This is a genomic window from Brachybacterium sp. P6-10-X1 (genome assembly GCF_001969445.1).
Classification (GTDB): domain Bacteria; phylum Actinomycetota; class Actinomycetes; order Actinomycetales; family Dermabacteraceae; genus Brachybacterium.
In genome coordinates this window covers 1,543,444-1,564,588 of sequence record NZ_CP017297.1, presented here as the reverse complement: position 1 = coordinate 1,564,588, position 21,145 = coordinate 1,543,444, and the positions used below count along the sequence as shown (strand labels likewise).

Genomic DNA, 21,145 nt, shown 5'->3' with positions numbered 1-21,145 from the left:
CATGCCCCGCCATTTCCTGCGCGACGACGATCTCGCCCCCGCCGAGCAGAAGGAGGTCCTCGCCCTCGCCCTCGAGCTCGCCGCGGACCGTTTCGCCCGCCGACCCCTCGAGGGGCCGCGCACGGTCGCGATCCTGTTCGACAAGTCCTCGACCCGCACCCGGATCTCCTTCGCGACCGGGGTGGCCGAGCTCGGCGGCAGCCCGCTGGTGATGGAGGCCGGGGCGAGCCAGCTGGGACGCGGCGAGTCGATCGGCGACACCACCGAGGTGCTCACCCGCATGGTCTCTGCGATCGTGTGGCGCACCTTCGGCCAGGAGCGGATCGAGGAGATGGCCGCGCACGCCACCGTCCCCGTGGTCAACGCCCTGACCGACGAGTTCCACCCCTGCCAGATCCTCGCGGACCTGCAGACCATCGCCCAGCACACCGGGGGACTGGCCGACGGCGACGCGGCGCTGGCCGGCCGCTCGCTGGCCTATCTCGGCGACGGCGCCAACAACATGGCCCACTCCTATCTGCTCGGCGGCGCCACCGCCGGTATGGACGTGCGCATCGGAGCCCCCGCTTCCCACCGGCCCGACCCGGAGATCCTGGCGCGCGCCACCGAGATCGCCGCCGCCACCGGCGGCTCGGTCCGGGTGACCGAGGATCCCCGGGAGGCCGTGGCCGGGGCGAGCGCGGTGCTCACCGACACCTGGGTGTCGATGGGCCAGGAGGGCGAGGACGGCCGCGGCGAGGCCACCTTCGCGCCCTACCAGGTCTCCGAGGAGCTCATGGACCTCTCGGGGGGCATCTTCCTGCACTGCCTGCCCGCCTATCGCGGCAAGGAGGTCGCCGCCTCCGTGATCGACGGGCCCGCCTCGGTGGTGTGGGACGAGGCGGAGAACCGCCTGCATGCCCAGAAGGCGCTGCTCACCTGGCTGCTGGAGCATCCTGATGCGACCACGGCCGGCCACGCCCGCCCGGCGGGGGAGCGATGATGAGCGAACAGCGCCGGGCCCTGGCGCAGACCAAGACCTCCCGGCAGCAGCGCATCGTCCAGCTGCTCACCCACCGGGAGGTCTCCTCGCAGTCGCAGCTCGCACAGCTGCTGACCGCCGAGGGGACCGAGGTCACGCAGGCCACGCTCTCGCGCGACCTCGTCGAGCTGCAGGCGGAGAAGGTCCGCGGCTCGGCCGGCAGCCTCGTCTACCGCCTGCCTCCCGAGGGCGGTGCGCCGCGGCCGACGGGCCCGCCCGCCGAGAGCGAGCTGCTCGAGGCCCGCCTGCCGCGCCTGGCCGAAGGTCTCCTCGTCTCCGCGGAAGCCAGCGGCAACCTCGTCGTGGTGCGGACCCCGCCGGGCGGAGCGCAGTATCTCGCCTCCGCCCTGGACCGCTCGGTGATGCCCGACGTCCTGGGTACGATCGCGGGCGACGACACCGTGCTGCTGGTCTCCCGGGATCCCGTCGGCGGCGATCGCCTCGCGGCGCGGCTGCTCGACCTGGCCGACGGGCGCCGCGAGGTCCCCGTGCCCGGCGCGACCGGCGACGACACCGCCCACGGCGACTTTGCACCCGGCATCTGACCCTTTCCACCGACCCGGACCCACAGACTCGGACGCGGCCCGAACCCCGCCCGTCCCGACCACAGACCGACCCCACTTCTAGGAGCATTCCCGTGACCGAACGCATCGTCCTCGCCTACTCCGGCGGCCTCGACACCTCCGTGGCCATCGGCTGGATCCACGACGCCACCGGCGCCGACGTCATCGCCTGCGCGGTGGACGTCGGCCAAGGCGGTGAGGACCTCGAGGTGATCCGCCGGCGCGCGCTGGACTGCGGCGCCGTCGAGGCCTATGTGGCCGACGCCCGCGACGAGTTCGCCGAGGAGTACTGCATGGCAGCCCTCAAGGCGAACTCGCTGTACATGGACGCCTACCCGAACGTCTCGGCGATCTCCCGCCCCGTGATCACCAAGCACCTCGTGAAGGCCGCCAAGAAGTTCGGCGCCACCACGGTCGCCCACGGCTGCACGGGCAAGGGCAACGACCAGGTGCGCTTCGAGGTCTCGATCACCTCGCTCGCCCCGGAGCTCAAGTGCATCGCCCCGGTGCGCGACCTCGCGCTGACCCGCGACAAGGCGATCCAGTACGCCGAGCGCAAGGGCCTGCCGATCGAGACCACGAAGCACAACCCGTTCTCCATCGACCAGAACGTGTGGGGCCGCGCCATCGAGACCGGCTTCCTCGAGGACATCTGGAACGAGCCCACCAAGGACATCTTCAGCTACACCGACGACCCGGCCTACCCGCCGGTCGCCGACGAGGTCGTCCTCACCTTCGAGCGCGGCGTCCCGGTCGCGATCGACGGCCGGTCGGTCACCCCGCTGGAGGCGATCCAGGAGATGAACCGCCGCGCCGGCGCCCAGGGCGTCGGCCGCATCGACATCGTCGAGGACCGCCTGGTGGGCATCAAGTCCCGCGAGGTCTACGAGGCCCCCGGCGCCATGGCCCTGATCACCGCCCACCAGGAGCTCGAGCGCGTCACCCTCGAGCGCGAGCAGGCCCGCTTCAAGCGCACCGTCGGCGATCGCTGGACCGAGATGGTCTACGACGGCCAGTGGTTCTCCCCGCTGAAGAAGTCCCTGGACGCCTTCATCGAGGACACCCAGCGCTACGTCAACGGTGACATCCGCATGACGCTGCACGGCGGACGTGCCACCGTGACCGGCCGCCGCTCGGAGACCGGCCTGTACGACTTCAACCTCGCCACCTACGACGAGGGCGACGCCTTCGACCAGTCCAGCGCCCGCGGCTTCATCGACATCTACGGGCTGGCCGCCAAGCAGGCCGCGGCTCGCGACGTCGCCTTCGGCAACGGGGAGAACCTGGACGCCGAGGACGCCGAGTGAGCGCCTCGACCCCGGGCCCGGAGGGGACTTCGGCCCCCTCGGGCGCGAGTGCCGCGCTGTGGGGCGGACGCTTCGGCTCCGGCCCGTCGGCCGCCCTCGCCGCGCTGTCCGTGTCCACGCACTTCGACTGGCGTCTGGCCCCGTACGACCTCCGCGGCTCGAAGGCCCACGCGAACGTGCTGCACGCGGCCGGACTGCTGAGCGATGACGAGCTGGCCGGCATGCAGGAGGCGCTCGACGTCCTCGCGGCCGACGTCGCCTCCGGCGCCTTCGTCGCGGCCGCGGACGACGAGGACGTGCACACGGCCCTGGAGCGCGGGCTCATCGAGCGCGCCGGCGGCGAGCTCGGCGGCAAGCTGCGCGCCGGCCGCTCGCGCAACGACCAGATCGCCACGCTGATCCGACTGTTCCTGCGCGACCAGGCCCGCGCCGTCGGCGACCAGGTCCTCGACCTCGCCGAGGTGCTGCTCGAGCGGGCGCGCGAGGTGCATGGCGTCCCCATGCCGGGCCGCACGCATCTCCAGCACGCCCAGCCGCTGCTGCTGAGCCACCACCTGCTCGCCCACGCCTGGCCGCTGCTGCGCGACGTCGAGCGTCTGGCCGACCTCGACCGCCGCACGGCCGTCTCCCCGTACGGATCCGGGGCGCTGGCCGGATCGAGCCTGGGGCTGGATCCGCAGGCCGTCGCCGCGGAGCTGGGCTTCGAGGACTCGGTCTGGAACTCGATCGACGGCACCGCCTCGCGGGACCTGACCGCTGAGTTCTCCTTCGTGCTGGCGATGGTCGGCATCGACCTCTCGCGCCTGGCCGAGGAGGTCATCCTGTGGAACACGAAGGAGTTCTCCTTCATCACCCTGGACGACTCCTTCTCCACCGGGTCCTCGATCATGCCGCAGAAGAAGAACCCGGACATCGCCGAGCTGGCGCGCGGCAAGGCGGGGCGGATCGTGGGCGACCTGGTCGGGCTGCTGGCCACGCTCAAGGCCCTGCCGCTGGCGTACAACCGTGACCTGCAGGAGGACAAGGAACCGGTCTTCGACCAGGTCGACTCCCTGGATCTGGTGCTGCCTGCCTTCACGGGGATGATGGCCACGCTGGTGTTCCACACCGACCGGATGAGGGAGCTGGCCCCGCAGGGCTTCTCGCTCGCCACCGACATCGCCGACCACTTGGTGCGCAACGGGGTGCCCTTCCGCAGTGCGCACGAGATCTCCGGGGCCTGCGTGAAGGTGGCCGAGGAGCAGGACAAGGAACTGTGGGACCTCACCGACGACGAGCTCGCCGAGATCTCCGAGCACCTCGATCCTTCGGTGCGCGAGGTCCTGACGGTGCAGGGTTCCATCGCCTCGCGCGATGCCAAGGGCGGGACCGCCTCGGCACGGGTGGCGGAGCAGGAGCGGGCCGTGGGCGAGACCATCGCCGAGCTGCGGTCCTTCACCCGGGACCGCTGAGCACGCTCCCGGGACCGCTGAGCACGCTCCCGGGACCGTCGCGCACCGTCGCCGAGACCCGTGCTCCCCGGTGAGCCGGGCGGCATGCTCGGTGCTCCGCCGGCGGCCGGCGGGCCGGTGAGGTCGTCGGCCCCCGGTGCCCGCTCCGGGGACGTCCGGCCGCCGGCCCGTCGGCGTCCGGTCGTCGGCCGGCGGCGCCCGCTCCGGGGACGTCCGGCCATCGGCCCGTCGGCCCCGGCCGTGGCTCCGTCCGAGACCGCAGGCTCGGATCTGTGACAATGACGCATGACGCCCGCCCGGGCGTCCGCGGTGCCCGCCGAGGGCCGATGCGCCGTCGGCCACGTCCCGCACCCGACCCAGGCACTTTCCCGTGCCCCACCGAGAGGAACCGATCGATGCATTCCGTCCTGGACGAGCTCGCCTGGCGAGGACTCGTCGTGCAGACCACCGGGCGTGAGGCGCTCGGCAGCGCTCTGGCGGACGGACCGGTCAGCCTGTATTGCGGCTTCGACCCGACGGCCGCCTCCCTGCACGTCGGCCACCTCACCCAGGTGCTGACGATGCGGCGCCTCCAGCTCGCCGGCCACCACCCCTACGCCCTGGTGGGCGGGGCGACCGGCCTGATCGGCGATCCGCGGATGTCCGGGGAGCGGGTCCTGAACGACGCCGAGCTCGTCAACGGCTGGGTGGACAGCCTCCGCTCACAGATCTCCCGCTTCCTGGACCTCGAGGGCGAGTACGGGGTGACCATGGTCGACAACCTCGACTGGATCGGGCAGATGAGCGCCCTCGACTTCCTGCGGGACATGGGCAAGCACTTCCGCATGGGCACCATGCTCGGCAAGGAGACCGTCTCCCGGCGCCTGCAGAGCGAGGAGGGGATCAGCTACACGGAGTTCAGCTACCAGGTGCTGCAGGGCATCGACTACCTCGAGCTGAACCGTCGCTACGGGGTGAGCCTCCAGTACGGCGGCAACGACCAGTGGGGCAATCTGCTCTCCGGGGTCGAGCTGATCCACAAGGTCGAAGGGCGGGACGCCCATGCGCTGACCACTCCGCTGGTGACCAAGGCGGACGGCAGCAAGTTCGGCAAGAGCGAAGGCGGTGCGATCTGGCTCGACGCCGAGCTCACCAGCCCGTACGCCTTCCACCAGTTCTGGCTCAACGCGGCCGACGCGGACATCGTGAAGTACCTGCGGTACTTCACCTTCCGCACCCAGGAGGAGATCGCCGAGCTCGAGCAGGCCACCGTGGAGGCCTCGCACGAGCGCCGGGCGCAGCGGGTTCTGGCCGACGACCTCACCACGCTCGTCCATGGTGAGCAGGCCACCGCCCAGGCCACGGCCGCGGCGGCGGTGCTGTTCGGCCGCGGGGACGTCCGGGCGCTGGACGAGACGACCATAGAATCCATCGCCCAGGAGCTGCCCGGTGCCGAGCTGAGCACGACCACCCCGTTGGTGGACGCCTTCATCGCCACCGGCATCGTGCAGTCCAAGGGCGCCGCCCGCCGCGGGGCCGACGAGGGAGGGCTCTCCGTCAACGGCGAGAAGCTCACCGCCGACGAGCTCATCCGGGAGCTGGGGGAGCTCGACATGCTGCCGGGCCGCCACCTGTTGCTGCGTCGTGGCCGCAAGAACGCCGCGATGGTGCGTCTTCTCGGCTGACGCACCTCGCCCCGCAGCGCCCCGGTTCCCCGTCGTGGAGAACCGGGGCGCTCTGCGTGCCGGAGGGATCGGACCGTGCCGGGACGCCGGATGGCCCGCTCGTGCCAGGGGCGCCGACTATCCGGGCCTCTGCGATGGGGAGAGGGCGGACCAGGACGCCGGCTCACTCGATCCTCACCTCCGCCCGTTTCCCGTGACGCCCCTCTCAGACGTGGGTCACATCGAGGTGAACGAGCGCTTTCCCGGAGCAGCAAAATGTGGGGTGACCTGCATGTATAGCGAGCGCGCACGGTGAACGGAGGTCGAAATCCCCGGTTTGCTCGCCGGCTCGGGGCCGCGTAATGTCTTCTCTTGTCAGCAGCGAGGATGCAGACGCGAAAGGCCGAGGAGCTCCCCCGAGGAGCCGACGGCCCCGAGCGGATGAGGACGAGGTGCTGGCCCGGTCTCCTGGGGAACCAGGGGAACGGCCGTGAGCGGCTGACCGGGACGATCGCCCAGCGATCTGAACGAGATGCACGACACGGACAGCGGAGTTGGACGTGGCCGCGAGGAACTGCTAGAGTAGCGACTCGCGCCGGGACGACGAAGCACAACAAGTCGCCACCGGGTCACACCGGCCGGCGCGTCCGAGCCTCCGACTCATACCGCGATCGCGGAGTGAGAACGATGTGCGCGTGTTGCTTGATATCTCAATAGCGTGTCTGTTTATTGATGCCATTATTTTGAATGGCAAATTTTAACGGATGATTAGCAGTTTATGCTAGTTGTTTGTTGTTTGCTGGGATTTTTCTATGTTTTCATGGAGAGTTTGATCCTGGCTCAGGACGAACGCTGGCGGCGTGCTTAACACATGCAAGTCGAACGATGACGGTGGTGCTTGCACTGCCTGATTAGTGGCGAACGGGTGAGTAACACGTGAGTAACCTGCCCCCCTCTTCGGGATAACCTCGAGAAATCGAGGCTAATACCGGATATGAGTTTCCACCGCATGGTGGTTGCTGGAAAGTTTTTCGGTGGGGGATGGACTCGCGGCCTATCAGTTTGTTGGTGAGGTAATGGCTCACCAAGGCGATGACGGGTAGCCGGCCTGAGAGGGCGACCGGCCACACTGGGACTGAGACACGGCCCAGACTCCTACGGGAGGCAGCAGTGGGGAATATTGCACAATGGGCGAAAGCCTGATGCAGCGACGCCGCGTGAGGGATGACGGCCTTCGGGTTGTAAACCTCTTTCAGTAGGGAAGAAGCGAGAGTGACGGTACCTGCAGAAGAAGCGCCGGCTAACTACGTGCCAGCAGCCGCGGTAATACGTAGGGCGCAAGCGTTGTCCGGAATTATTGGGCGTAAAGAGCTTGTAGGTGGCTTGTCGCGTCTGCCGTGAAAACCCGAGGCTCAACCTCGGGCGTGCGGTGGGTACGGGCAAGCTAGAGTGTGGTAGGGGAGACTGGAACTCCTGGTGTAGCGGTGAAATGCGCAGATATCAGGAAGAACACCGATGGCGAAGGCAGGTCTCTGGGCCATTACTGACACTGAGAAGCGAAAGCATGGGTAGCGAACAGGATTAGATACCCTGGTAGTCCATGCCGTAAACGTTGGGCACTAGGTGTGGGGACATTCCACGTTTTCCGCGCCGTAGCTAACGCATTAAGTGCCCCGCCTGGGGAGTACGGCCGCAAGGCTAAAACTCAAAGGAATTGACGGGGGCCCGCACAAGCGGCGGAGCATGCTGATTAATTCGATGCAACGCGAAGAACCTTACCAAGGCTTGACATGGACCGGACGGCTGCAGAGATGTGGCTTTCTTTGGACTGGTTCACAGGTGGTGCATGGTTGTCGTCAGCTCGTGTCGTGAGATGTTGGGTTAAGTCCCGCAACGAGCGCAACCCTCGTTCCATGTTGCCAGCGCGTCGTGGCGGGGACTCATGGGAGACTGCCGGGGTCAACTCGGAGGAAGGTGGGGACGACGTCAAATCATCATGCCCCTTATGTCTTGGGCTTCAAGCATGCTACAATGGTCGGTACAATGGGTTGCGAAGCTGTGAGGTGGAGCGAATCCCAAAAAGCCGGCCTCAGTTCGGATTGGGGTCTGCAACTCGACCCCATGAAGTCGGAGTCGCTAGTAATCGCAGATCAGCAACGCTGCGGTGAATACGTTCCCGGGCCTTGTACACACCGCCCGTCAAGTCACGAAAGTCGGTAACACCCGAAGCCAGTGGCCCATCCTCGTGAGGGAGCTGTCGAAGGTGGGATCGGTGATTGGGACTAAGTCGTAACAAGGTAGCCGTACCGGAAGGTGCGGCTGGATCACCTCCTTTCTAAGGAGCATCACCATTATGGTGGCCATCGTCCTGCCCGAGTGTGGTGGGGATGGTTGCTCACGGGTGGAACATCGATGAATGGGCACTTCGCTGGTTCTCGCCGGCTCTAGTACGACTCCGTGTTGCGGGGTGTGGAACGAGTGGGGTGGGGCTGGTTCGAGGTGGAGACACGCTATTGGGTTGTGAGGCTGCACGCGTCCCTGGTGCCTGTGGGTGTCGGGGTGTGTGGCTGGTCCTCCCTCGTCATGAGTCACTGTTGTGGTGGTCGTGGTGGGTGTGGGGTTGTTTCTTGAGAACTACATAGTGGACGCGAGCATCTTGTAAGCAATTTTTATGATTTTGTGTCTTTGTGTTGCTAAGTTTTTTAGAGCGCACGGTGGATGCCTTGGCAAGAAGAGCCGACGAAGGACGTGTGAGTCTGCGTTAAGCCTCGGGGAGTTGACAACAGAGCTGTGATCCGAGGATGTCCGAATGGGGAAACCCACCGCGAGTCATGTCGCGGTACCCGCCATTGAATGTATAGGTGGTGTGGAGGGAACGCGGGGAAGTGAAACATCTCAGTACCCGCAGGAAGAGAAAACAAAGAGTGATTCCGTGAGTAGTGGCGAGCGAAAGCGGAGGTGGCTAAACCTGGTCTGTGTGATACCCGGCAGGGGTTGCAGGTTGGGGGTTGTGGGACGTGTCTGGTCTGTCTGCCGGCGGATCGACGTGGACGCATAGTGGTAGTCGAAGTCGTGGTGAGTGCGACGGCGTAGAGGGTGTGACCCCCGTAGACGAAACTGGTGTGCGGCGTGATGCTGTTCCCGAGTAGCACCGGGCCCGTGAAATCCGGTGTGAATCTGCCAGGACCACCTGGTAAGCCTGAATACTACTTCTTGACCGATAGCGGACAAGTACCGTGAGGGAAAGGTGAAAAGCACCCCGGGAGGGGAGTGAAATAGTACCTGAAACCGTGTGCTTACAATCCGTCGGAGCCTTGAGGGGTGACGGCGTGCCTTTTGAAGAATGAGCCTGCGAGTTAGTGGTCGGTGGCGAGGTTAACCCGTGTGGGGTAGCCGTAGCGAAAGCGAGTCTGAACGGGGCGTTCAGTCGCCGGCTCTAGACCCGAAGCGAAGTGATCTATCCATGGGCAGTGTGAAGCGCGGGTAAGACCGCGTGGAGGCGCGAACCCACTTCAGTTGAAAATGGAGGGGATGACCTGTGGATAGGGGTGAAAGGCCAATCAAACTTCGTGATAGCTGGTTCTCCCCGAAATGCATTTAGGTGCAGCGTTGCGTGTTTCGTGTCGGAGGTAGAGCACTGGATAGGCGATGGGCCCCACCGGGTTACTGACCTTAGCCAAACTCCGAATGCCGATACGTGAGAGCGCAGCAGTGAGACTGTGGGGGATAAGCTTCATGGTCGAGAGGGAAACAGCCCAGAACATCAGCTAAGGCCCCTAAGCGTGTGCTAAGTGGAAAAGGATGTGGAGTTGCTGAGACAACCAGGAGGTTGGCTTAGAAGCAGCCACCCTTGAAAGAGTGCGTAATAGCTCACTGGTCAAGTGATTCTGCGCCGACAATTTAGCGGGGCTCAAGTACACCGCCGAAGCTGTGTCACTCCAGACGTATGTGCTGGGGTGGGTAGGGGAGCGTCGTGCAGCCGGTGAAGCCGCGGGGAACCCAGTGGTGGAGGCTGTACGAGTGAGAATGCAGGCATGAGTAGCGATAGACGGGTGAGAAACCCGTCCGCCGATTGATCAAGGGTTCCAGGGCCAGGTTAATCCGCCCTGGGTTAGTCGGGACCTAAGGCGAGGCCGACAGGCGTAGTCGATGGACATCGGGTTGATATTCCCGAACCGATCGTAGGAGGACCCATACCGAGGCTTCCGATGCTAACCACCCGAGCTGGCCCCATACCCTTCGGGTGTGGAGGTTGGTGAGGCTGGGAACCAAGGTTGTAGTAGGTCAGCGCGTGGGATGACGCAGTGAGGTAGCTTCCGCGGACTTAATGGAATAGTCCGTCTAAGCGTGCAGCCCGGCCCCGGGTAATGCTGGGGCCATGAGGGTCAGACGTGATGGGGATCCCGTAGGGGCGAAGGTGAGTGATCCTGTACTGCCTAGAAAAGTTCCGGCGTGACGAATACGGTCGCCCGTACCCTAAACCGACTCAGGTGATCAGGTAGAGAATACCGAGGCGTTCGAGAGAATCGTGGTTAAGGAACTCGGCAAAATGCCCCCGTAACTTCGGGAGAAGGGGGCCCGAACCGTGAGAGCGGTGAGGGCCGCAGAGACCAGGGAGAAGCGACTGTTTACTAAAAACACAGGTCCGTGCGAAGTCGTAAGACGCTGTATACGGACTGACGCCTGCCCGGTGCTGGAAGGTTAAGAGGACCGGTTAGACCCTTTTGGGGGTCGACGCTGAGAATTTAAGCCCCAGTAAACGGCGGTGGTAACTATAACCATCCTAAGGTAGCGAAATTCCTTGTCGGGTAAGTTCCGACCTGCACGAATGGCGTAACGACTTCTCCACTGTCTCAACCGCGAACTCGGCGAAATTGCATTACGAGTAAAGATGCTCGTTACGCGCAGCAGGACGGAAAGACCCCGGGACCTTTACTATAGTTTGATATTGGTGTTTGGGACGGCTTGTGTAGGATAGGTGGGAGACTGGGAAGCATTCACGCCAGTGAGTGTGGAGTCATTGTTGAAATACCACTCTGGTCGTTCTGGATTCCTAACCTCGGTCCGTGATCCGGATCAGGGACAGTGTCTGATGGGTAGTTTAACTGGGGCGGTTGCCTCCTAAAGAGTAACGGAGGCGCTCAAAGGTTCCCTCAGCCTGGTTGGCAATCAGGTGTTGAGTGTAAGTGCACAAGGGAGCTTGACTGCGAGACAGACATGTCGGGCAGGTGCGAAAGCAGGAACTAGTGATCCGGCACTCCATTGTGGAATGGGTGTCGCTCAACGGATAAAAGGTACCCCGGGGATAACAGGCTGATCTTGCCCAAGAGCTCATATCGACGGCATGGTTTGGCACCTCGATGTCGGCTCGTCGCATCCTGGGGCTGGAGTTGGTCCCAAGGGTTAGGCTGTTCGCCTATTAAAGCGGTACGCGAGCTGGGTTTAGAACGTCGTGAGACAGTTCGGTCCCTATCCGCTGCGCGCGTTGGATATTTGAGAAGTCCTGTCCCTAGTACGAGAGGACCGGGATGGACTGACCTCTGGTGTGCCAGTTGTTCTGCCAAGAGCATGGCTGGTTGGCTACGTTGGGAAGGGATAACCGCTGAAAGCATCTAAGCGGGAAGCCTGCTTCAAGATGAGATATCCATGCACCCTTGTGGTGTGAGAGGCCCCCAGTAGATGACTGGGTTGATAGGCCAGATGTGGAAGCGCAGTAATGTGTGGAGCTGACTGGTACTAATGGCTGATGACTTAACAACACGTTTATTGTTTATTGTTGTGTGTTCGCGTCCACTGTGTGGTTCTGGAGAAATAATCCCGGGGCACCGCTTATGTTGTGGTGTTTGTGGGCTGGTTGTCTCGTCGTGTTACGGCGGTCATAGCATCGAGGAAACGCCCGGTTCCATTCCGAACCCGGAAGCTAAGCTCGATTGCGCCGATGGTACTGCACTCGGGAGGGTGTGGGAGAGTAGGACGCCGCCGGACATCTTCCATGGGAGTGGGAGGCTGTTGGAGACCCCTTGTTCGAGAGGGCGGTCTCGCGCCTCCCACTCCCTTTTTTCATGCCCCGACACCACCCACGCTGCGACGCCCATCGCCCCGCCACCGGTGCTCACGACCACCGGGGCTCCGTGCGGACTGCATCGTGAGCGGGGAGCGCGTTGTCAGGGTGCCCGTCCCCCGCAGGTGCACGGGAGCAGGAGCTCGGTCATGGCGTACCCCCTGTCACCTCGGGACCATCGAAACGGGTCTTGGGGAAGGGCCAAGGGTAGAATGGGCGTCCGTGTGCGAGGCGGTATCGCGCGGTGCCCCGTACAGCGGAGGCGACTCCTGTCGCGTCCGTCCACGAAGTAGCCAGAGCCGGGGAACGACTCCGAAGGCGTTCCCGCAGAGTCCCAGGAGTGTCATGTCGTCCTCGCTGCCGGCCGTCCCCGTCCTCGACGAGGAGCTCGCGACGAGAATCGCGGACCGTCTCGGCATGATCGAGGATCGGCTGCGGAGCTCCGTCGAGACCTCGGACGACATGACCCGCTGGACGGCGCGTCACCTGATGGACGCGGGCGGCAAGCGGGTTCGCCCGATGCTCGTGCTGCTGGCGGCCGCTCTCGGGGACATCGACGAGGACAGCGTTCTCGATGCCGCGGTGCTCGTGGAGCTGACTCACCTGGCCAGCCTGTACCACGATGATGTGATGGACTCGGCGCCGACGCGTCGCGGGACCGACAGCGCGCACGCCCTCTGGGGCAACAACGTCGCGATCCTGACCGGCGATTTTCTCTTCGCCCGTGCCAGTGCTCTGAGCGCCCGCATCGGCCCGTCCGCCGTGACCTTGCATTCCGAGACCTTCGAACGACTGTGCCTGGGACAGCTGCACGAGACCGTCGGCCCTGCGCCGCAGGATGACCCTTTCGACCACTACATCTCGGTGCTCTCGGACAAGACCGCCTCCCTGCTCGCCCTCGCGGGCGAACTCGGTGCCATCCTGGCCGGAGCACCAGCCGGCACCGGCGATGTCATGCGCCGGTACGGCGAGAAGGTCGGAGTCGCGTTCCAACTCGCGGACGACGTTCTCGACCTCGGCAGTGATGCAGCCACGAGCGGTAAGACGCCCGGCATCGATCTGCGGGAAGGCGTCCCCACGATGCCGACCCTCCTCGTGCGTCGTCGAGCGTCCCAGGAGGGCGACGCCCGCAGTCGACAGATCGTCGAGCGCCTCGACGGCGACCTCAGCAGCGACGAGTCGCTGGCGGAGCTGGTGTCGCTGCTGCAGGACGATCCCGCCCTGGGAGCCACGCGGGAGCTCGCGCAGCGCACAGCGGATGAGTCGGTGGCGATCCTCGAGGAGCTGCCCGCGGGCGTCGTGCGGGACGCGCTGATCGAGTTCACCCGCACTCTGGTCGAACGGCGCCGCTGAGCACCTGTCCACTTAAGCCTCCTGGTCCTCGCGGTTCGGTCGCGTGTCCCCGAGGATGATGAGAGGCTCGTGGCATCCGGAAGTCTCTGCGAGTACCCTGGGACGGTCGCGCGCACGGCAGGGCCGACCTCGGGGGTGGACCCCGGCGGGGAAGCAGTGGGGTCATGGGGCGTGCGGGCGGAACGAAGAACACATTTCTAGGGGTCAACCATGTCTGTCACCGCCGGTGTGAAGCAGCGCCGACGACGGTCCACCGTCGTCTCGAGCGCCGTGCTCGCCGTGGTGGCGCTCGTCGTGACGGGCTTCGCGATCCACTACCCGGGGTTGTCGTCCTCGGACGTCGAGGTCTCCGACGGCGGCGTCTGGGTGACCGGCTCCGAGCAGCGTCTCATGGGTCGCCTGAACGTCGACGCCGGCCAGCTCGACGCCCGGCTGTCGATGAGCGGCGACGATCTCGACATCCTCCAGTCCGGTTACACCGTGATCGAGACCGGCCCGCGGGGGATCACGCCGATCAACACCGCCTCCGTCCAGCGCGGCGGCCTCGTCGAGCTCCGTGCGGACACGCAGGTGAAGCTCGGGGGCGACCGCGTGGCCATCGTGAGCCCCGACGGCAAGGTCTGGATCCTCACCCCCGGCGAGGCGGCGGCTTTCGACCCCGGCGACGTCGAGCCGACCTACGAGACCGGTGACAAGGCACCGAAGGTCGCCGTGTCGAACCAGGGCACCGTCTTCGTCCTGGACGGCGAGGAGCTGCTGACGTTCCCCCGCACCGACGACACCCGCGACACCGAGGCGGAGAAGCCGACCCCGGTCGCCAACGTCAGCAACGATCCCGAGATGCTCCAGATGACGGCGGTGGGGGAGAAGCCCGTCATTCTCGACAAGGAGAACCGACTGCTCCGACTCGGCACCGATGCGTCCGAGTACAGCCTCTCCGACTACGGGGTCTCCGACCTCGAGGCGGCCCAGCTGCAGCAGCCCAGCGATTCCTCGGACGACGTCGTCGTCGCCACCGAGGACACGCTGTTCCTCGTGCCGTTCTCGGGCGGCGACGCCGAGAAGATCGCGGCCGGGGGGACGGGCGAACCGGTGGCTCCCGCGCAGGCCAAGGGCTGCGCCTACGGAGCGTGGAACCAATCGGTGCGCTATGTCCGCGTCTGCGAGGGCGGCGAGCCGATCAAGGACTCCATCCCGGAAGCCGACAGCGCCGCCGACCTCACCTTCCGCGTCAATCACGACCTGGTCGTGCTCAACGACCAGGAGTTCGGGCTGTCCTGGAAGATCGCCGAGAACATGGAGGTCGTCGAGGACTGGAACATCTCCCAGGACATCCAGACCGACAAGACCAAGGAGAAGGAGAAGGAGACCCTCACCACCACCATCACGAACACCGCCGCCGAGCGGGAGGAGGAGAACCGGAAGCCGACCGCCAACGACGACTCGTTCGGCGTGCGGCCCGGGGCCAGCGTGGTGCTCCCGGTGACCCGCAACGACACGGACCCCGACGGTGACGTCCTCGCCGTCGACCTGGAGGGCGACCAACCGGGGATCGGCACGGTCACGCCGATCCAAGGGGGAACGCAGATGCAGGTCGAGGTGGACGAGGATGCCTCCGGCAGCGCGAGCTTCACCTACAAGGCCGAGGACGGTCGCGGCGGAACCGATACTGCCAGCGTCGACCTCGAGGTGCACGGCGAGGGCACGAACTCGCCGCCGGAGGCCGTGGAGGATGCCACCACGAAGGTGCAGGTGCGCTCCGGCGAGGACATCAGTTTCAACATCAAGCCGTACTGGCAGGACCCCGACGGGGACGCGTTCTACCTCACCAACGCGACCGCCGAACCGGAGGACGTCGTCAGCTTCCAGCCCGACGGGCTGATCACCTTCAACGACGCGGGGATCGAGACCGGCACCAAGACGATCACGGTGGAGTTCCGCGACGAGAACGGCGACACGGGCAAGGGCACCGTCGAGGTCGAGGCCGTGACCGACAACGACCTGGCGCCGATCACCACGGCCGATCACGCCAGCGTCGTCTCCGGGCGGACGTCGACGATCAAACCCCTGGCCAACGATCTGAACCCCAACGGAGGTCAGCTCGAGCTGACCAACGTCACCGGGCCCGACGCCCTCGAGATCGATGCGGTCCTGGACGCGGGCACGATCCGGGTCTCCGGGGCGAGCCCGGGCACGTACTACCTGGAGTACACGGTCGCCGCCAGCGGCGCCAGCTCCGCCTCCCTGGGGATCATCCGCGTCGACATCGTCGAGCCCGCCTCGGACGACCTGGTCCCGGTCGCGGTCGATGACCTGGGCACCGTCACCACCGGGACCGACACCTTGATCGACCCGCTGGAGAACGACGTCGACCCCACCGGCGGCGTACTGGTGGTGAACTCTGTCCAGGTCCCCGAGGACAGTGGGCTGAAGGCGACGATCGTCGCCCACCACCTGGTGCGCGTCGAAGCAGAGCCGGGCGCGACGGTGTCCGACGAGCCCGTCCCGCTGACCTACGAGGTCGCGAACTCCGCCGGCAGCACCGAGGGCACGATGCGAGTGATGCTGGCGAGCACCGACACCCAGTTCGCCAACCCCATCGCCGTCCCTGACCGGGCCGTGGTCCGGGCCGGGGACATGGTGAGCATCGACGTCATCGGCAATGATGTCTCGCCCACGGATTCCGAGATGCATCTCGGGGAGATCCTGGACAAGTCCGACGCCGACACCGCGGGCCACGCCGAGTCCCATCAGGACCAGGTGCGTTTCCGCGCCGACGACGACGCCAGCGGCGAAGTCACCCTGACCTACCAGGTCATGGATGAGACGGGACGCGACGGCGCGGCCCGCGTGACGATCCAGATCGTCCCCCGGGACGCCTCGAACTCCCCGCCCAAGCCCGAGAATCTCGAAGCTCGCACGGTCGCCGGGTCCACGGTACGGATCCCGGTCCCGACCAGCGGTATCGACCCCGAGGGTGATTCGGTGATGCTCACCGGCATCACCAGCCCCACCCCGCAGCTGGGTGTGGTCGAGAGCGCCAACGGCGAGTGGATCGAATACACCCCGTACAAGGACTCCGCCGGTACGGATCGTTTCCAGTACCAGGTGAGGGACCGGTACGGGGCGATCGGCACCGCCGAGGTGCTGGTGGGCGTGGCACAGCCCAACGAGATGAACCAGCCTCCCTATGCGGTCGACGACACGGTGGAGGTGCGGCCGGACCGGGAGATCCAGATTCCCGTGCTCGAGAACGACACCGACCCGGAAGGCACACCGCTGAGCGTGGTGCGCGAGGACGTCGAGGCGATGACCGATATCGAGGTCGCCGATCCGGAGGACGAGAAGATCGAGGGTGTGGTCACGGCGACGACTCCCACCGAACCCGGCACCCACACCCTGCTCTACAGCGCGAGTGACGGACAGCTGAAGAGCTCCGCCTCGGTGACCGTCAAGGTCGATCCCAATGCGCCGCTGCGCAGCCCCGTCGCCCGGGACGACTTCGTCCCCGCGGAGCAGGTCATGGATCCGGAGCGCGAGTACATCGACGTCGACGTGCTCGCCAACGACTCCGATCCCGACGGCAGCACCTCCGACCTCGAGGTCACGCTCGAAGGCAACCCGGAGGGGGCGTCGCTGCGCGGTGAGGGCACGGTACGGGTGACGCCGCAGGAGGAGCAGCAGCGACTGCGGTACGTCATCGAGGACCAGGACGGCATGACGTCCGCCGGATACATCTGGGTCCCCGGCACGGCCAAGCAGGCCCCGAAGTGGGTGGGCGAGCCCGTCGAGGTCGAGGCCGGCTCCGAGGTGGACATCGACCTCGCGGACCCCGCCAACGTGCGGGTACGGCCGGGGGCCGAGAGCGCCCAGATCACCGATCCGTCCCTCGTGAGCGCGGCGCACACCGACGGGTCCGAGCTGGTCGAGAACGAGACGACGCTGCGCTACCGTCCCGCCGAGGACTTCTCCGGCCGCGACAGCATCTCGGTCGAGGTCACCGACGGCGAGGTCGGCGATTCCTCGGCCGCCACGGCGACGCTCGCGATCCCGGTGATCGTCACCCCGAAGGAGTCAAACCTGCCGCCGACGCTGCAGGGAGCATCGCTCGAGGTCGAGCAGGGCGATGCCCAGGCGTCCGTGGACATGGCCGCTTCGGCCGAGGATCCCGAGGGGGACGAGCTGAGTTACTCGCTCGGGGAGGTCCCCGAGGTCGAGGGGGTCGAGGTGAGCATGGACGGCTCGACGGTGATCGCTAATGCGACGCCGCGGGCACCCAAGGGGACCGTCGTGGACGTCCCGGTCACGGTCAGCGACGGCACCAATCCGCCGGTCAGTGCGACCGTCCAGGTGAGTGTGGTCGCCTCGACGAAACCGCTGCTGGCCGCCGTGCTCGATACGGCGGAGATCGATGCCGGTGAGACCGAGAAGGTCGATGTGCTGAAGAACGACTCGAATCCCTTCCCGGGCGGGAAGCGGACCATCGAGGCGGCCAGCGTCATCAACGGCAAGGGCAAGGTCTCGGTGGAAGGGGACAAGGTCGAGGTCACCCCTGCCGAGGACTTCCACGGGGTGCTCTCGATCCAGTACGCCGTCCTGGATGACACCCGGGACCCGGACCGCATGGCCAACGGCGAGATCCATGTGACCGTACGGGGCAAGCCCGATGCGCCGTCGGCGCCGCGCGTCGGTGACGTGGGGGACGGCTTCGTCGAGCTCAACTTCACCGCGGGCCCCGACAACGGCGCCCCGATCAACGAGTACCGGGTGACCTCGGCCAGCGGCCCTGCCGTCTCCCAGACCTGCGCATCGACCTCGTGCACCATCGACGGGCTGACCAACGACACGACGTACACCTTCGAGGTCGTGGCGATCAACGAGGTCGGAAAGTCCGAGCCCTCGGCGGCGTCGGCCGAGGCCCGGCCCGACGTGCGGCCGGAGAAGCCGGATTCACCGTCGGCCGAGCGAGGCGATACGCAGCTGACCGTGTCCTGGAGTGCTCCGGTCAACCGCGGCTCCCCGATCCAGCGTTACGACCTGCAGATGCAGAACACTTCGACCGGGGAGATCCAGTCCCAGGAGCTGGAGGCGGGTTCCACGAGCACCGTGTGGCCGGACCTGACCAACGGCACCGACTATCGGTTCCGGGTCCGCGCGCACAACCTCGCCGAGGAGCCGTCGGAGTGGTCGGACTGGTCCCGGGCGGAGCATCCCGCCGGGAAGCCGGCCGCCCCGGCGGGAACGGCGACCGCCTCGCGGATCAACAATCCGATCGGAGGCGGGATCACCGTCACCTGGCCGGAGATGACCACGGCCGAGGCGAATGGCGAACCGATCACGGAGTACGTCGTCACAGCCTCCTCGGGGAAGTCCCAGACGGTCCCCGCGTCCAAGACCAAGACGACCTTCCGCGGCCTCGATGAGAACTCCAAGCATTCCTTCACCTATCAGGGGGTGAACTCCGTCGGCAAGGGCGGGAGCTCCGGGGCCTCGAACGCCGTGGTGCCGTGGGCGAGGCCCGACGCCCCGACCGGAGTGGAGGCGTCGCTGCCGTGGAAGGATCCCAACGGTCGCGCCAAGATCGAGTGGAACGAGGCCAAGGGCAACGGGACCACCGTCCAGGATTACGTCATCACCTGGAGCGGCGGGGGCCGCGCCGTCGTCGATGCCTCTGACACGTCATACGTCGCGACAGGTCTGAAGAACGGCAAGGCCTATAAATTCCAGGTCCAGGCCCGGAACCGCTTTGAGGGCGGTGAGAGTGCGCTGTCGAAGTCCTCGGGGTCCGTGACTCCATACACGAAACCGGGAAAGCCGAACATCTCCTCCAACAGTTCGAAGTGCACCAACAGTTCGACGTGTCCGGTGACGTTCCAGATCAGGGCCAACGGCTCCGATGGCGGGGGCGGCGGCAAGACCTTGCAGTACCGGGTGAACGACGGGTCGTGGAAGGACGCTTCCGGGACGTCCCATACGGTCTCGAAGAACCTGTCCTCCGGGAAATCGATGACGGTCAGCGCGCGTGTCGTGAACGGAAAGGGCCTCATGAGCGGAAATGTCAAGAAGACTCAGGGGGCCCGCACCTACACCCCGCCGAAGCCGAAGGTCGCGGGAGGCGGTCCGAATTGGCAGGCAAAGGGCAGCGCGAACGCCGAGTCCGGGTGCACCTCCGACGATAAGTGGGGTGGATATTGCACCTACTTCACGATCACCTTCACGGACCTCGAACCCGGAAAATCGTATGATGTGACCTACAAGAACACGCACACCAATGGAAACTATGGTGTCTGGGAGTCGTACACCATCACGGGGGGCTCGAACGGAAAGGCCACCTCCCCCATAAAAAACTACTATGGCTACGTGGAGGGGACCGGTAATCCCATGGATGTCTTCGTCGACGGGAAGAAAGTCGGATCCTATTACACTCCTTGAATCGTGAGGACGGCAACGTGTCGTGATGTCGTTGCGTCCCCTCCCCTGACAGCCTCCGTACATGGAAAGCAGAGCACCACTGTGAGCATGACCCCTGAACAGGCCCGCTGGTTCGCCGACACCTTCGACAAGCTCGTCCAGAGCGTGGGACAGGCCGTCCTGGGCAAGACCGAGGTGGTCCGCCTCGTGCTGACCGCGATGATGGCCCCCGGCCACGTGCTGCTCGAGGACGCTCCCGGGACCGGCAAGACCTCGCTGGCCCGCTCGATCGCCGCGACCGTGCAGGGCACCAGCACCCGGGTGCAGTTCACGCCGGACCTGCTGCCGTCGGACGTCACCGGCGTGACGATCTACGACCAGAACACCAAGAGCTTCGAGTTCCACAAGGGCCCCGTGTTCGCCAACATCGTGCTGGCCGACGAGATCAACCGCGCCTCCCCGAAGACGCAGTCGGCCATGCTCGAGGTGATGGAGGAGGGGCGCGTCACCGTGGACGGCGTGACCCACGAGGTCGGTGATCCCTTCCTGGTCATCGCCACTCAGAACCCCATCGAGCAGGCCGGCACCTATCGTCTCCCGGAGGCGCAGCTGGACCGCTTCCTCATGAAGACCTCGCTGGGCTACCCCGACCACGCCTCGAGCGTGCAGATCCTCCAGGGCTCCGCGCTGCGCGACCGCTCCAGCCGGCTCAGCCCGCGCATCTCCCTGCAGGCCGTCAACGACATGACCGAGCTGGCCTCGACCGTGCACGTGGACCCCGCTGTCCTGGAATACGTCTCCCGTCTGATGGAGGAGACCCGCCTCGCCCCGGAGGTGCGCGTCGGAGTGTCGATCCGTGGCGCGATCGCGCTGATGCGAGCGGTCAAGGTGTGGGCCGCGGTCAACGGTCGCCACTACGTCATCCCCGACGACGTCAAGCACCTCGTCGAGCCCGTGTGGCTGCACCGCTTCGTGCTCGACCCCGAGGCCGAGTTCGCCGGCACCACGCCGCAGACCGTCATGACCAAGATCCTCAGCGAGGTGGCGCCTCCCCAGGCGCGTCAGCAGTCCGCATGAACCCCGAGTCGTCCCTCCCCACCGATACCGCCGACGCCAAGGTCGCCAAGGCCGCGGCGAAGAAGAGGCGTACCTCGACGAAGGCCCGGAAGCGGGCGGAGACGCGAGATCGGCGCCGCCGAGCGAAAGGCCCCGCGAGCGGATCGCCCACGAGCGGCCCATCCGCAGGCTCGGAATCCGCGGACAGCACGTCGAGTGCCTCCGGGACCCCACGCAGCACAGGCCTCGCGGGCATCAGGGACCGCCTGGTCGAGCTGT

General features: G+C 65.9%; 8 protein-coding genes and 3 rRNA genes. All 11 read left to right on the top strand.

Features of this window, described 5'->3' with window-relative positions:
• Window position 1 precedes the first annotated feature (1 nt).
• The 11 genes from argF to BH708_RS07070 all read left to right on the top strand — a co-directional run bounded on the left by argF (window position 2) and on the right by BH708_RS07070 (window position 20,887).
• Complete coding sequence (gene argF, locus BH708_RS07120) at window positions 2-982, top strand: ornithine carbamoyltransferase (RefSeq protein WP_076807717.1); 981 nt, start codon at window positions 2-4, stop codon at window positions 980-982.
• Entirely contained in the window at window positions 982-1,566 is a 585-nt protein-coding gene (locus tag BH708_RS07115; protein ID WP_076807714.1) for an arginine repressor, read from the top strand. Before argF ends, BH708_RS07115 begins: the two co-directional genes overlap by 1 nt.
• A gap of 92 nt (window positions 1,567-1,658) precedes the next feature.
• The gene (locus BH708_RS07110; RefSeq protein WP_076807713.1) at window positions 1,659-2,891 is read left to right on the top strand and encodes an argininosuccinate synthase; all 1,233 of its coding nucleotides are present in this window, start codon (window positions 1,659-1,661) and stop codon (window positions 2,889-2,891) included.
• The gene (argH, locus tag BH708_RS07105; protein ID WP_076807711.1) at window positions 2,888-4,342 is read left to right on the top strand and encodes an argininosuccinate lyase; all 1,455 of its coding nucleotides are present in this window, start codon (window positions 2,888-2,890) and stop codon (window positions 4,340-4,342) included. Before BH708_RS07110 ends, argH begins: the two co-directional genes overlap by 4 nt.
• A 395-nt stretch (window positions 4,343-4,737) precedes the next feature.
• Window positions 4,738-6,006 carry a tyrosine--tRNA ligase gene (gene tyrS / locus BH708_RS07100; protein WP_076807709.1) on the top strand — a complete coding sequence of 423 codons (1,269 nt, stop codon included), beginning with the start codon at window positions 4,738-4,740 and terminating at the stop codon, window positions 6,004-6,006.
• Window positions 6,007-6,802: 796 nt separating this feature from the next.
• Window positions 6,803-8,320: ribosomal RNA gene (locus tag BH708_RS07095) — 16S ribosomal RNA — on the top strand.
• Between the two features lie 356 nt (window positions 8,321-8,676).
• A 23S ribosomal RNA gene (locus tag BH708_RS07090) occupies window positions 8,677-11,744 on the top strand.
• 109 nt (window positions 11,745-11,853) lie between these two features.
• Window positions 11,854-11,970 (top strand): 5S ribosomal RNA (gene rrf / locus BH708_RS07085).
• The 16S, 23S and 5S rRNA genes sit together here, the layout of an rRNA operon.
• A gap of 421 nt (window positions 11,971-12,391) precedes the next feature.
• Window positions 12,392-13,399, top strand: coding sequence for a polyprenyl synthetase family protein (locus BH708_RS07080; RefSeq protein ID WP_076807707.1), 1,008 nt, complete (start codon window positions 12,392-12,394; stop codon window positions 13,397-13,399).
• 210 nt (window positions 13,400-13,609) lie between these two features.
• On the top strand, window positions 13,610-19,831 hold the full coding sequence (locus BH708_RS07075; RefSeq protein ID WP_076807706.1) for an Ig-like domain-containing protein: 6,222 nt from the start codon (window positions 13,610-13,612) through the stop codon (window positions 19,829-19,831).
• An 81-nt stretch (window positions 19,832-19,912) separates the two neighbouring features.
• Window positions 19,913-20,887 (top strand): MoxR family ATPase, encoded by a 975-nt coding sequence (locus tag BH708_RS07070; protein WP_076807704.1) that lies wholly within the window; start codon window positions 19,913-19,915, stop codon window positions 20,885-20,887.
• Window positions 20,888-21,145: the final 258 nt, after the last annotated feature.